We start from the raw sequence: 13,957 nt of genomic DNA on the forward strand, positions 1-13,957 counted from the left end.
ACTGAGCCGGATTCAGTCTGCTGCTACCCGCGCTCCGTCGACCAGCCGCGATAGCCTGCGCGGGTTGTCGTCTCGCAGCTCCGTTGGTAACAGGGCGGACGGAAAACTCTGGTAGCACACAGGACGCAGGAAACGAGCGATCGCGGCACTACCGACTGACGTGGTTCGCGCGTCGGACGTGGCCGGAAACGGGCCGCCGTGCACCATCGGGTCGGATACCTCCACACCGGTAGGCCAACCATCGACCAGAATCCTGCCCGCCTTTCGCTCGAGCACGGGCACCAGGCTTTTCGCAACATCAAGATCGTCATCGTCCATATGCAGGGTGACGGTAAGCTGTCCCTCCAGCGACCGGGTGACCTCGAGCATCTGATCATGATCGCGACACTCGACAATGATCGACGCAGCACCGAACACTTCATCCTGTAAGGACTGATCGTCGAGAAACGCGTCGGCCGTCGTTCGGAAGAGGTGCGCCTGGCACGACCCGAGCGCCTTGCCTGGCTGGCCTGCGGCGATGCTCTTCGCCCGATCGTTCCCCGCCAGTCGATCGACACCTGCAACATAGGCCTTGTGGATTCCCGGCGTGAGCATGGTCTGGGCAGGCGCATCGATGATGAGTTGCTTCGACAGCGTGCAGAAATGTTCCAGAGCTTCACCACCTACGGCTATGACAAGTCCGGGATTGGTGCAGAACTGACCAGCACCCATGGTCAACGAGCCGACAAAACCTTGCGCGATCTTCTCGGTACGGCTCGTCAGTGCGTGCGGCAGCAGAAATACCGGGTTTATGCTGCTCATCTCCGCGTAGACGGGTATCGGCACTGGTCGATTCTGGGCAATAGCCATCAGCGCGAGACCGCCGCGACGCGAGCCTGTGAAACCGACGGCGGATATTCTCGGATCTGCGACCAGCGCCTGTCCGACATCGAAGCCGGCGTCATATAGCAGCGAGAAGACACCCTCGGGAATATCGTGCTCGGAACAGGCCTTTTGCACCTCCATGCCGACGATCTCCGAGGCGCCGGGATGCGCGGAATGCGCCTTGACCACTACCGGACATCCGGCGGCCAGTGCCGAGGCGGTATCGCCACCCGCGACACTGAAGGCGAGCGGAAAGTTGCTTGCACCGAACACGGCAACTGGCCCGAGCGGTACCTGTCGCTGGCGAAGGTCCGGGCCAGGCAGCGGCTGCCGGTCAGGCTGTGCAGTGGCAAGGCGCACGCCCAACCATTCACCCGTCTTCAATGCCTGGGAAAAATGTCTCAGCTGCGCGCAGGTGCGTGCGCACTCGCCTGTCAGACGAGCCGTCGGCAGACCGGACTCCAGCGCGGCGCGCTCGATCAGTGAGCCGGAGACCGCCTCGATCCCCGTGGCGATTGCTTCCAGAAAGGCAGCCCTTTGCTCGGGAGACGTTTCCCGATAAATATCGAATGCGCTGTCAGCGAGTTTGCACGCCGTCTCGACGTCCTCGAGCGTGCTCCCATTAAAGATCGGCTCGAGCGACTCACCGGTGGCAGGGTTGACGTAATGGATGGACTCGCCCTTACCGTGAGTCACCTTCGTACCGATTATCTGTACGCCTTCTACGTGATAGGTCATGATTTGTCTTTAGTCAGGTTTGAAATGTGGTTTCGCTCGCGAGCCGGAGGGCACGGATGCGTCAGTTGTCGTTCTGCTCGGCGATAACGGGGTTTTTCATTGGCGCGCGTATCGACAGGAAGTACACGAAGACCGCGGTCAACACGACGAAGAACAGGCTGTCCGGGCTTGTGACGAACGTGATCGGATTGCCATTGGAAAGCGTCAGCGCCCGTCTGAGGAACTCTTCCAGATTCGGTCCCAGAATGAAGCCGAGCAGCAGCGTTGCGATCGGAAACCCCTGCTTCCTCATGACGTAGGTAAGGACACCGATAAACAGCGCGACCATCATCTGGAACGTCGAGTAGGTGGCAACGTAGCAACCGACGACAGACAACATGGCAATCGTGCCGTAGAGCACGTCCTTGCGGATCGAGACAATGCGGATGTAATACGGACCCAGAATCATCAACGTCAAGGGAATGAGCACCAGGGCGCTGAACAGCAACGCGGCGAGCATCGGAGCGATCAGGCCGGCCTGGTCGGTCATCAGCTGCGGTCCGGGCTGAATACCGTTGATCACCAGCACACCCAACACGATGGCTGTGATGGGATCACCCGGTATGCCGAACGTCAGCATGGGAACCAGAGCCCCACCACACACCGAATTGTTCGCACTCTCGGCCGCGGCAATACCGGCTGGATTCCCCTTGCCGAAAGTTTCAGGTTCCTTCGATGTGCGCACCTCCTCCACGTAGGACAGGAAACTACCCATCGAGCCACCGGCTCCGGGCAAGGTGCCGATCGCATAGCCGATCAGGCTCGACTTGACGTAGCAGACAAGGCCGATCTTGCGAATAGAGGAGAGCGGCGGTATGAAATCGCGACGTCTGATCTTTGCGACCGCTCGTGCCTGTTTCTCGATATCGTGTGTCTGACTGAGCTTCCCGCTCTGGACAAGTATCTCGCTGATGGCGAACGCACCGATGATGACGGGCATCAGATCGATGCCGGCGGTCAGCTCGGCCAGGCCGAACGTAAAGCGTGGCACGGGCACCATGGCATCGAGGCCGACAGTCGCGAGCATGATGCCGATACAGGCTGCGACGGCCGCCTTGAGAACGTTGCCTCGCTGGGCGATGACGATGATGACGATCGCGAAGAAAAGCAGCGAGAACTTGCCCGTGGTCTGGATCAGCAGCGATGCTTGAGCGATGAACGGCGCCAGGCAAATCAACAGCAGCGCGCCGATGCTGCCACCGATCATGGACGCGAGCGATGCGTGCCCCAGGGCGAGCGCCCCCTCGCCGCGCTGATGCATCGGGTAGCCGTCCAGCGCGGTCATCATCGATGAGGGGGCACCGGGAATATTGATCGTGATGGCCGTGATGCTACCTCCGCACATGCCCGCCATGTAGATACTGGCGCAGGCCATGAGTGCGGTGGTCAGATCGAGGCTGTACGTCAGCGGCAGCAGCAAGGCCAGCGCGAGCGTCGCCGTCAGGCCGGGGATGGCGGCGAATACCGTCCCGATCAGAAAGCCCGCTATTACATACAGTAGCGTGGCCGGATCGAGCAGCAGCGAGAAACTTCCGAGTACCAGTCCAATGAATTCCATGTCGTTAGCTCAACAGTGCCGGCAGTCTGACGTTAAAGATGGCCGTGAAGATCACGTACCCGGCCAGTGTTATCAGAACGGAGAAGATCAGTTTGCTCTTCAGTTTCTGTCGGTCGGAAAAGATCAATATGATCGCGAACACGTACGGGATGGTTGATGCGAAGAAGCCCACGGTCTGGAAGAGCAGGACGAAAACGCCGGTAGCAGCGATGGCTGCAGGAGAGCGCCAGCGATCTTCCTGACTCGTCTGTTCGGGTTTCTCGTGTGTCGCTTCGGCTGCCATGTTCCCTCTGACGATGCGTATCACCAGAGCGAGGCTGAAAAAGCACGACAGGCTTCCCAGCACCAGCGGAAAGAACGACGGCGTCAATTTGGATGCATTGACGGGTGGCCCGAGCCCCAACGCCGACACTAGATAAAGCAGTGATACCGCCAGCACGAAGAGCCCGAAACCCGCGTTCCTGAAGTGGTGTATAGCAAACATCAGATTTCCCTGATTGATATCGACATGTTTGAGTGAGGCATCATTCACGCCCCGAAATTCAGTCTCTCTGGACTGCGGTGATGTGAGCCGGAACGCAAGCCGGCCAGGATATAAGCGCCCCGATCCATCGTGAATCGAGGCGCCGAGGTGTCTGCGTTACAGACCGAGCTCGTCCATGACTTTGTAGGTGGTCGATTGCAAGTCGTCGACCCAACCTTGCACATCCGACGCACCCAGCCAGCTTGGCGTGACGCCCACGCTGGTTATCCATTCCTGAAATTCCGGGGTATCGAAGGCGGTCTTGTAGGTGGATTCGAGTGTCGTGACGATATCGTCAGGGGTATCCTTCGGCGCGGCGATCACGATGAAGCTGCCGGTCTGTAGATCGATTCCATGCTCGCTGATCGGTGCGACCTCGGGATACGAGGGGTTCTGCTCGGAAGCCAGTTCGATCAGGCCCAGCGCGTCCCCGGATTCCAGGATTCCGCTGAAGTCACCGAGACTGGATATCGCAGCTGCGATCTCGCCGGAGAGCAGAGCTTCGGTCTCTGCACTCGAGGAACCGGGGTAGGAGATCACGTTGAACGTGACCCCGGTCGCTTCTTCCAAGCGGCGGATGGCGAGATACGGACCTGACCCTTCTGGGGCAACACCGATTCGTACCGTACCCGGATTTTCCTTTGCGGCCTCGATCAACTCTTCGAAGGTGGTATAGCCGGAGCTCTTCGACACGACAATGGCGTCGGCCTCTTTCGTGATCCTTGCGATGAACTTCATGTTATCGAGCGAATAGCCCGGCACCATGTCACCACGTGGCAGAGTGATGACGCTGTCGTAGGTCAGGATGCCGACCGTGTGCCCGTCAGGCCGTGCACGTGTCATCTGTGTCAGGCCGGTCGCCGTCATGGCACCGCCAATATTCTCGACGAAGATCGACTTCGACAGTTGCTGTTCGGCGATGTTGTTGATCTTGCGGCTGATGGCGTCCGCGCCGCCGCCTGCGGGCCACGGCACGATGAAGCGGATATCACGGGTCGGGAAGTCCGCGGCGAAACTCGAGATGCTCGAGACGAGGAGCGCGGCGGCGAGGCCGAGTCCGGCACGAGAAATTGTTCTGGTTTTCATCGTCTTGAATTGATCCTTTGTAATGAAGGTGGGCACTACGGGGGCGTTCATTGCCGATTGACTTGCGGCGACGCGGAACTGCGTGAATAAATGATGGCGACGATTGACGTCGAGAGCGTTCAAGCTTCTTGGGAGCGCTCGTATTCCTCGCGGGACTCCTGGTTCGGTGGGTACAGGCCGATGACCGCGGCACCCGCCGAAACCTTCTCGAGCACATAGCGTTCGAAGGCCTCCATCCGCTGAGTCTCCTCGGCGATCTCGCCGGCGAGTTCGAACGGGATGACGATAACACCGTCACCGTCGCCGACCAGCACGTCACCGGGATAGATCGCCACTCCGCCGCAGCCGATCGGAACCTGTAGGTCAACGCCGTGATGCTTGGTCAGATTCGTTGGCGCACTCGGTTTGACGCAGAAAATGGGCATGTCCTGTTGCTCGGCTTCATCAAAGTCCCGGATGCCCGCATCGGAGACGAAACCCGCGCATTTCCTGACCGCCAGACGGGTCAGGAGAATGTTGCCAGCGCTTGCAGCCGTTGCGTCCTGACGACAATCGCAGACCAGCACCATACCCTCGGGCACGCTTTCCACGGCGAGCCGTTGCGGGTGTTTCGGGTCGGTGAAAGCCGCCACCGTGTCAAGATCCTCCCTGGCCGGTATATAGCGAAGCGTGAACGCCTGCCCGACCATGTGCACCTTGGCGACATTCGCGCGCCGCGCCCCTTGGATATAGGTATTTCGAAAGCCCTTCTTGTACAGAGCGGTATGCAATGTTGCGGTCGAGACACCGACAAGTGCGGCGCGAATACTCTCGTCCAACGGGCGAACAGCGTATGTATCAGTCATCTCTCTCGTGATCTTCTGGCATCAAAGGATGTACGGACTGTACGATAGTTGAACTTACAAATCAAACAACTTTTTACAAATTTTTTGCGATGACTGCGAGTGATGGATTCCCACTTGTCTGGGGTTTCTGTATTTCAGGGCGGCGATAGAGGATTCGGAATCATGCTGCGGTGTCCCCAGAATCCGACACGTGCTGGATGTACAAATGGACCACGAGCTTGTCTGGAATATCAACGCGCTGATTCATGATGAATCAGCAAACTGAACCCATCTTCGGTGAGGGCGGTGAGCCTGACCGGCTGGAATCGGCCACGATCCCCACTTCTCCTTACTCCCCCAGCACGTACTCGTGTGAGCCGCTGTCGTGAACAGCCTTGCCATCACCGAGCCCGTCCAGAGGCTCGTACGGCACGTTAACCTGCTCTTGCCATTCTTCCTGATAATCTCGCAACAAGAGTAGCAGCGCCTGGAATGTCGTCGGCTCAACTCCCGTGTCAACGGTGGGCGACCAGGGTGAAAGGCTGGCCTGACCTTCCTTGGCAAACAGCGGATCAGCGTGGTCGAACAGTGACAATTTCATGTGAGCTACTTGCGGTGATCGTTCCTGCCCAGTGTATGCAGTTTCTAACGCTGCTATTTCACCTTTGATACCTGTCAGAACAACTGGTCCACCGGGAGCATATTCAAGATCACCGTCAGGGCTCTGTCGATAAACGGGCCAAATTCTAATAGCAGAATAATACTGACTTGCGTCAACTGCCAGCCCCAGGTGTTCAGCGGTACTGAGCACCGTAGAACCAAGCGTCGAGTGGCTGATAAGCCCAGAGAACCGGTTGCGCGGGTCTTCGAGTTTGTCACGGTAAAAGTCGCCGGTTTCGGAATCATATTCCTGGTAACAGGAAATGGAAATTGAATCGTCAAACACAAGACACTTGTCTGCAGCGGATTTGTGAACCATGCCGCTGATCCTTAGCAGACCCCTTCCTCGTAGGGTGAGCGCCTCACTATCACACGATCGTAACCTTGCCAGCTTTCCACTAGTTTCCCGCCGACATAATCAAGCGTTAGTGTGGTGCGACTGCCATGACGATAATCACGTAGGCGTACTTCATAGTTCTCACGATATTTACCGAATATTTAGCTCGTACTCTATATCTTGAGCCATGCGCCCATATGCACCTCCTTGTCTATCGTAAACAGCCTGAAATTTCAGAGTGTGTTTTCCTTTGCTTAGAGGCTTTAGCATTACCCAATATCCATCGGTGGCAGCTGGGTAGACTTTGGGTGGTTCGTATTCTTTTGGTACCATACCAAGTAGATCAAAACAATCTGGTGAAGCCATTCTGGTACTTGCAGGGTTCCAGGAAGTTATTCCATCTAGCTCAATATAGATATCTAACAATTTATCGTTATTAAGTGCAGCACTTGTCTTAGCCATATCACAAGTGTAAGAATTTGGGTATCGAGGGAAATACACCATGTTAATCACTGGGAAGAATATGTACTTCCCTGCTGGTATTTCACACTGCCTGTTGATAGTAGATGAACCATAGCCGCCTGCCAGGAACCACACATCTCCCTGTTGACCCACATGGCAGTGTTTACCAGTGTAGTCACGTACAGGGTTTAATTCTGATGGCATCGTGTATGTCCATTGCCACCAAGTGTTAACATATTCATCGACTGTTTGACCATCAACAACTTTATCAGCTTGAACAATCCTCTCATCAATTGTTTCTGCGAATAGATTGGTTGCCGCAAGTGCCGAGGACAGAAGTGCGATTTTTAGTGAATTCACCAATGATCCTTAAAAATGAAATATTCTGGGTTACATTGGATGGGTATCGCCCGTTGATGTGATTGACTTTAGGCAGTGCACGATTCCGGCGTTCCAGCGACGAACGAGACTGGAGAACCCGGGTTCAGTATGAGCATGATTTCATCCGCCAGCGACGCATCATTTTCACGGGTTCCGCAATGACGTTGCATCGCACAGATGTGGAGTCGGCGTCGGGCGTTGGCATACGATTCAGCTCACCACGTTGTCGTTCTACGAAAACGTTCAGATAAAACGGTTGAATCCACCTGCCCGCCCTGCGCTCGTTACGGGATTTACTTACGTGGAAATCACGTCACTTGTACCAAGCCAAGCAGGCAGCGCCTCAGTACGTCGGGCACTTCCATGAGTTGCCACTGAAGCCGACGTCGTTGAGCACATTTTCGCCCGCTACTACCCCAATATCGTGAAATTCAACTACTGGCGCGGCAAGAAACAAGTCGCCTAATACATACAGTTTTTGTAATCGTCGTCGATCATAGTCTGCATCTCTTCTACAGTTTCAACAAGTGCAGCATGAGCAACTGTCGAAACCGCGTAAGACGGAATATCATCAATAGCTGGCCAATTCTCAGGTTTCCAAATATTGGATCGTGCGATCGACTTTGCGCAGTGAACAAACGCCTCTTCAACGGTAATCGCCGTGAGCAAGGCTGGTTCTTTACCCTTGATGGCAAACATTTCTTGTAATGACTTATCACGAACGACTTGTCCAACGCCACTCACCCTCAAAATATAGTGAAAACCGGGGATCAGAAAAATGATACCGACCTCTGGGTTTGTCATCAAACTCTTGAATGTATCGGCTCGCTGATTGCCGAGCCGTTCAGGTATGACCAACGTCTTCTCGTCCATCACATGAACAAAACCAGCCTTATCCCCCTTCGGCGACATGTCCAGGAGTCCATCACTGCCCCGTGTCGATATGACAATATAAGGTGATGATGCTATATATTTACGGCAGATATCATCAAGATGGTCGATACCTTTACCAGCCATGCGATGGCTTGGTGAGCCAACGATTTCCCGCAGTCGTTGCATTGTTGTTATCACTTCGTCGAACATTGGTCACCCTCCTGTTTTTTCAGATGCATGATTATCGCTAGATTACTACGCAAGCAATTTCATTAATACAACTGCGTCTGGATGGACAATAGGGCACACGCCACCTTCTGAAACCCGGCGTATCGTGTTATCAAGTCGGCCTTCAAGACCTCCCCCACACACGCAATTCCCCTGTCGCCAAAAAACCGATATCAAAAGCATCAATCAGATCATCACCGCGTTCATAGCCCACGATTGGCAACTGTGCATCTGGTAACTCTGCACACAAAGAGGCTGCAGCGGGATAAGCACTCTGTCCAAAGCAGTTGGAGAGCCCGACACAGTCTTGCGAGACATTTGCAATGACACCTGCGTCGAACCCGTCCGATACGCGACGACCCCAGATTGCCACCTCACTGCGATCAAGAATGGCATGAGGGAATTGCAGTTGATCCGAGGGCGAACCTCCCTGTTTCCAGGCAGCTTCCCACAGTGACAGTTCGCTGACCGAAGCAATCCGGATCCAGCCCCTGGTGTCGGCTGCTTGAACATGATCAGCGTAGATCCAGGTCGCCGCAAAATTCTCCACAAAGCCATCGTCAATCAAGTCCAGACAAGCAAAAGAATCCTTAACTCCAAATCTGGGCCGATAGCTATTTTTCCTGATCAGATGCAACTGTTCGACATGCGCTTGCGGATCAAGCGTTGTCATCCAACTGTGAAACCTGGGCGGGGTCTCCTTACTCAGAAAAGCGATCTCTGAACGGCCATACTGCAAATCGCGAATATCAAACATCATGCTTTACCAATCAGCATTGTTGTTGGCAGCCATGATAGCTCGATGATCTGTCATGTCGTTTCCCATAGTCACCGACTCCTCTCGGCTGGATTCATGGCATATGAGGCAGGAGTGCGAATACAGCGTTGGCATGGCTTGTAAATCGACTGTTCACCCTTTTTATACTCGAGTCAACATTGATAGCGCGTATAAAGCGCATTCCTAAACCATTTATCAGTGCCAACACCCCGTCCCTCTGGCAACCAAAACCCCAATCAGCTCCCAACCCATTACGACCAAGCATGGACTAAACTCAGAACCCGACCCAGCAGATCAACCAACAAACAATGAAAACCATCGGCCTACTCGGCGGCATGAGCTGGGAAAGCACCGCGCTCTACTACAGAATCATCAACGAGCAGGTAAAAGATCAGCTGGGTGGTTTGCATAGCGCTCGCATCGCCATGGTCAGTGTTGATTTCCATGATATCGAAGTGCTTCAGAAACAAGGAAAATGGGATGAGGCTGCTGAGCTTCTGGCTACCTCAGCACAGCAGGTAGAAAAAGCCGGTGCTGATTTTCTGCTGATCTGTACCAACACCATGCACAAGGTAGCCCCACAGATCCAGGCCGCTCTGAGTATTCCTCTCATACATCTGGCAGATGCCACTGCACAACGCATCGTTGCGCAAGGTATAAAGACTGTTGGCTTGCTAGGTACCAACTTCACCATGGAGCAGGACTTCTACAAGGGCAGATTGACAGATCAGCATGGCTTGAATGTCATTGTGCCTTCTGAACCTGATCGGCAGATCATTCATCGGATAATCTACGAGGAGCTTTGTCTGGGCGACATCAAAGACTCTTCACGCCAGCAATACCTGTCAATCATGAACAAGATGGCAGCCAGCGGTGCTGAGGCCATCATTGAAGGCTGCACCGAAATCACCTTGCTGGTGCAGCAGCAACACACCGACATCTTGTTGTTTGATACCACAGCTATTCATGCAGAAGCCGCCGTTACTTTGGCACTCAGCCAAGGCTAATGCGAGGCTAATGCGAGGCTAATGCGAGGCTAATGCGAGGCAGGCAGGCAGGCAGGCAGATCATAGCTTGCTGATTCAGACTTTGAGCATGCCGGGAATTCCTCGCTTGGAAATCATCTTCCTGCAATGCTTTTCAAACGTTTCAAGCAGCATCGGCTTGTGCTCTTGTAGCAGTGTTGCCAAGCCAATGATCATCGGCTTATGCTCGCCAACCAGATCAACAGCCACCAGCTTGCGCCCATCCAGTGTTGTCAGATTTCGGGGTCTGGCATTACTGATGGTAAAACCAAAGCCGTTGGAGACCATGGCTCTGACCACTTCCTGATGCGCAGATCGGGCATAGATCTCAGGCATCATGGCTTCGTGCTGAAACAGGGACAGGAAATATTCGCGGCTATAAGGCAGATCAAGCAGAATCATGGGCAGACCGTCCAGATCTGACAACTTGACCTTCTTTTTCTTCGCCAACGGGCTGTCACTGGATAGCAAAACCTGGGGCGGCAAACTGGCCAGCGGCTCAAAGCTGATATCGTCAGGAATACTCAGGTCGTAGGAGATGGCGGCATCAATATTTACCTGACGCAATTGTTCGATGAGCTGCTCGTGCGTATTCTCCACGATAGTCAATTCCACGTCCGAATGCGTACTGGTAAATGCCTGACTCAGCTCCGGGATGATCATAGGAGCCAGCGTTACCATGCAACCGATGGAAAGGCTCCCGCTCACCGAATTGCGTAGCTCACCAGCCACTGAATACAGTGCATCGGCCTGCCGCAGAACCAGCTTTGACTCACGAGCAATTCGTTTACCTGCCGGTGTCAGAATCAAGCCTTGTGCGTGTCGGCGTATGAAGAGCTGCACCTGAAACTCATCCTCCAGGTGAGCAATGGCCGAGGAGATCGAGGGTGCCGAGATATTTATCTTCTCAGCAGCCAGCTTGATACTACCCGCAGCAGCGGTGGCAACGAAGTATTCAAGATGTTTCAGCGTATACCGCATAGTTCCGTCATGGCCTGTTGACCGTTTTCAATACCAGCAGCATGCAGTAAATCCTACAGACAAGATCACTGATCACCTGGCACGCCGTAGCTGGGAGCGGCCGTCGGGTTCTGTGCCCGGGCAACGTAATCGTCAAGCTGCGGTGCATAAACCTTCCACAGCTTTTTCAGTTCCTTGATTGGCGCGCCTGCCTCATGCCAGTCTACGCGCAAACTGGCAACCGGCCAGGAAACCTTGTCCACCAGCAGTAATCCAGCCGAATGCACCGGCCCTGCCTCCCCACCCGCCCGCATGGCAACAGACATGGCAGACAGTAGACGATCCACCAGATACCCAGAGCTTTCAACGAATGACTCAAGCATGAGAGCCGGAATTTCAGTAGAGCTTAAAAGATTGCCAGCGCATACCACATCCTGGGCATTGGCCGCGGCAAACACACCCAGCGTATGCTGTCCGGAGAAACTGGCTGTGCGACCTTGTGCATCCACCGCGCTTAGTTGCCGATATTCGATATGCTTGGTTGACGAGCTGACGATAGCCAAAGCCTCTTTGGCCGAAGCTCCCAGAGCCATCAAGTCCAGAACGCGTTCGCCCAACGATGGATCAGTAATGTTCTGACTGGCAACAGCTCCCACACCGGCGCGTGCAAAGACACAGCGCGCAGCCACCGCGGGCGACGATGAGGACACAGCCATTCCGAACATGCCCGTGTCTTTACACCGGGCAGCAATTGAAAAGGTCATCTCAGCTTTTCTCAGTCAAGACAGCTGTACCATCGATCTCGACCAGCCACTCTGGACGGGCCAGTGCCTGGACAACCAGACCGGTTGACACCGGATGCACACCCTTGAGGTATTCACCCATGGTTCGATAAACCGCTTCACGATGCCGAACATCGGTGATGTAAACCACCACCTTGACCAGGTGCTGCATTTCCCCACCGCACTCTTCGATCAGCTGCTTGATGTTCTGCATGACTTTATGCGTCTGCTCTACCGGATCGTTACTGTCAATATTCTCGAACGTATCCAGATCCTGCGGGCACTGGCCACGCAAATAGATGGTGTTGCCAGCGACAACCGCCTGAGCAAGATCATTATCAAGATTCTGCTCCGGATAGGTGTCTTTGGTATTGAAGGTACGGATGCGTTTATGAATCATGGTGTTGCAATCAGCCTCAGAAATGTTCCAGATATTGTCGGGTAATCTTGCACTGACGGTAGTCAGTCACTCAGCCTATCAGGACAGCTTGGAATCGTTATATTTCCTGTACTGTTTCTGTATGGCGATATGATCCGCCAGATATTTTGCATCGTGCCAGACACCCCAGATAAACGAAGAACCTCTTCTTGATTGCCACGGCAATCCAAGAAAGTAGATTCCAGGCTCTTTGGTCACACCGCGTTGATGCAAGGGGCGTCCATTTTGATCAAGTACAGGGACGTCCAGCCAACTGTAGTCAACGGCAAAACCGGTGGCCCAGATGATGGTTGTAATACCCGCCTCTGCCAGGTTCAATTCGAGGATGGGGTTGCTGACGCACTCCGGGTTCGGCTCGACGATACGGGCCTCCGGCTCTTCGGGAAGATCCAGCCCGTAACGCTCAACATAAGCATCGGCTTCATCAAGCACAGAGAGATAATTGGCATCACCGGCAGCCAGATGCTCGGATAGATCAGGAGCAAAGCTGAGTACGCCATTCTTGAATGATCGAGTCAATCCAAGCAAGTTCATGCCTTGCCCGGCGAGGCGTCGAAAATCCACCGTATGCCCACCATCGGCACCACTGACTGAAATGGTGACATGCTCCTGGCCCATTTCTGTAGTCTGGGCATCCCATTTACCAAGTACACCTAACCACCAGACAAAATCACGTCCACGATAGCTGCGTGGGGGGCGATCATGTGCAGCAACAGACAGATACACCTGCCTACCCGATCCCATCAACTCATTGGCTATCTGGGCCCCGGAGGATCCAGCACCGACCACCAGAACCGCCCCTTCAGGCAGTTGCGCAGGATTGCGATAGCCGCTGGAATGCATCTGCAGAACATCCGCATCGACGGGGACCACCGGTGGGATCACCGGACGCTGGAATGGACCTGTGGCAGCAACGATGTTAGTTGTCTCTATCACGCCTTGGGTGGTCTCGACACGAAAGCCAGGCTTTCCCGCAATCCTTTGTACGCCAGTGACCTCCACGCCACAGCGAACCGGAGCATTGATCATCCTGGCATATTCAACAAAGTAATCCGCCACCTTCTCCTTGGGAGCAAAGGCATCGGGATCAACATCCGAGAATGGCATGCTGGGGAAGCTGTCATGCCAGGCGGGACCATTGGCAACCAGTGAGTCCCACCGTTCCGTGCGCCAACGATCGGCAATCTGGTGCCGTTCCAGCACCAGATGCTTCTCACCCATATTGCTCAGGTGTTCGCTCATGGCAATTCCAGCCTGACCGGCACCCACAACGAGTGTCTCTACTTTCTCAATCGACATATTTGTCCTATTCCGACTTACCAGACAAGCTAATGACAAATAGTATAAGGAGCCTGATCGAATTATAAAAACATCATTTTTATTCGCATTGATTCAGCTTT

At 54.4% G+C, this 13,957-nt stretch carries 14 protein-coding genes; 1 reads left to right on the forward strand and 13 read right to left on the reverse strand.

What is annotated here, in order from left to right:
* Positions 1-12: 12 nt before the first annotated feature.
* The 9 genes from IMCC3135_RS18865 to IMCC3135_RS18905 all read right to left on the reverse strand — a co-directional run bounded on the left by IMCC3135_RS18865 (position 13) and on the right by IMCC3135_RS18905 (position 9,333).
* The gene (locus IMCC3135_RS18865; RefSeq protein WP_088919018.1) at positions 13-1,602 is read right to left on the reverse strand and encodes an aldehyde dehydrogenase (NADP(+)); all 1,590 of its coding nucleotides are present in this window, start codon (positions 1,600-1,602) and stop codon (positions 13-15) included.
* A 61-nt stretch (positions 1,603-1,663) separates the two neighbouring features.
* On the reverse strand, positions 1,664-3,199 hold the full coding sequence (locus tag IMCC3135_RS18870; RefSeq protein WP_088919019.1) for a tripartite tricarboxylate transporter permease: 1,536 nt from the start codon (positions 3,197-3,199) through the stop codon (positions 1,664-1,666).
* Between the two features lie 4 nt (positions 3,200-3,203).
* A complete protein-coding gene (locus IMCC3135_RS18875; RefSeq protein ID WP_157736118.1) occupies positions 3,204-3,683 on the reverse strand; it encodes a tripartite tricarboxylate transporter TctB family protein in 480 nt (159 codons plus the stop codon).
* 156 nt (positions 3,684-3,839) lie between these two features.
* Positions 3,840-4,931 carry a Bug family tripartite tricarboxylate transporter substrate binding protein gene (locus IMCC3135_RS18880; protein WP_205737609.1) on the reverse strand — a complete coding sequence of 364 codons (1,092 nt, stop codon included), beginning with the start codon at positions 4,929-4,931 and terminating at the stop codon, positions 3,840-3,842.
* Entirely contained in the window at positions 4,928-5,653 is a 726-nt protein-coding gene (locus IMCC3135_RS18885) for a ribonuclease activity regulator RraA (RefSeq protein WP_088919021.1), read from the reverse strand. The genes IMCC3135_RS18880 and IMCC3135_RS18885 overlap by 4 nt, the downstream gene beginning before the upstream one ends.
* Before the next feature lie 328 nt (positions 5,654-5,981).
* The gene (locus tag IMCC3135_RS18890; RefSeq protein WP_088919022.1) at positions 5,982-6,611 is read right to left on the reverse strand and encodes a hypothetical protein; all 630 of its coding nucleotides are present in this window, start codon (positions 6,609-6,611) and stop codon (positions 5,982-5,984) included.
* 168 nt (positions 6,612-6,779) lie between these two features.
* Positions 6,780-7,451, reverse strand: coding sequence for a hypothetical protein (locus IMCC3135_RS18895; RefSeq protein WP_088919023.1), 672 nt, complete (start codon positions 7,449-7,451; stop codon positions 6,780-6,782).
* A 483-nt stretch (positions 7,452-7,934) separates the two neighbouring features.
* Complete coding sequence (locus tag IMCC3135_RS18900) at positions 7,935-8,555, reverse strand: MSMEG_1061 family FMN-dependent PPOX-type flavoprotein (protein ID WP_088919024.1); 621 nt, start codon at positions 8,553-8,555, stop codon at positions 7,935-7,937.
* A 142-nt stretch (positions 8,556-8,697) separates the two neighbouring features.
* The gene (locus tag IMCC3135_RS18905; RefSeq protein WP_088919025.1) at positions 8,698-9,333 is read right to left on the reverse strand and encodes a hypothetical protein; all 636 of its coding nucleotides are present in this window, start codon (positions 9,331-9,333) and stop codon (positions 8,698-8,700) included.
* Between the two features lie 326 nt (positions 9,334-9,659).
* Between IMCC3135_RS18905 and IMCC3135_RS18910 the strand changes: the two genes are divergently transcribed.
* Positions 9,660-10,358 carry an aspartate/glutamate racemase family protein gene (locus IMCC3135_RS18910; protein WP_088919026.1) on the forward strand — a complete coding sequence of 233 codons (699 nt, stop codon included), beginning with the start codon at positions 9,660-9,662 and terminating at the stop codon, positions 10,356-10,358.
* Between the two features lie 75 nt (positions 10,359-10,433).
* Here the strand turns inward: IMCC3135_RS18910 and IMCC3135_RS18915 are convergent, their stop codons facing one another.
* The 4 genes from IMCC3135_RS18915 to IMCC3135_RS18930 all read right to left on the reverse strand — a co-directional run bounded on the left by IMCC3135_RS18915 (position 10,434) and on the right by IMCC3135_RS18930 (position 13,856).
* Positions 10,434-11,357 carry a LysR substrate-binding domain-containing protein gene (locus IMCC3135_RS18915; RefSeq protein ID WP_088919027.1) on the reverse strand — a complete coding sequence of 308 codons (924 nt, stop codon included), beginning with the start codon at positions 11,355-11,357 and terminating at the stop codon, positions 10,434-10,436.
* A gap of 65 nt (positions 11,358-11,422) precedes the next feature.
* Complete coding sequence (locus IMCC3135_RS18920) at positions 11,423-12,100, reverse strand: DUF1028 domain-containing protein (RefSeq protein ID WP_088919028.1); 678 nt, start codon at positions 12,098-12,100, stop codon at positions 11,423-11,425.
* Between the two features lies 1 nt (position 12,101).
* Complete coding sequence (locus tag IMCC3135_RS18925) at positions 12,102-12,518, reverse strand: RidA family protein (RefSeq protein WP_088919029.1); 417 nt, start codon at positions 12,516-12,518, stop codon at positions 12,102-12,104.
* A 78-nt stretch (positions 12,519-12,596) separates the two neighbouring features.
* A complete protein-coding gene (locus IMCC3135_RS18930) occupies positions 12,597-13,856 on the reverse strand; it encodes a flavin-containing monooxygenase (protein ID WP_088919030.1) in 1,260 nt (419 codons plus the stop codon).
* Positions 13,857-13,957: the final 101 nt, after the last annotated feature.

Source organism: Granulosicoccus antarcticus IMCC3135, assembly GCF_002215215.1.
Taxonomy (GTDB): domain Bacteria; phylum Pseudomonadota; class Gammaproteobacteria; order Granulosicoccales; family Granulosicoccaceae; genus Granulosicoccus; species Granulosicoccus antarcticus.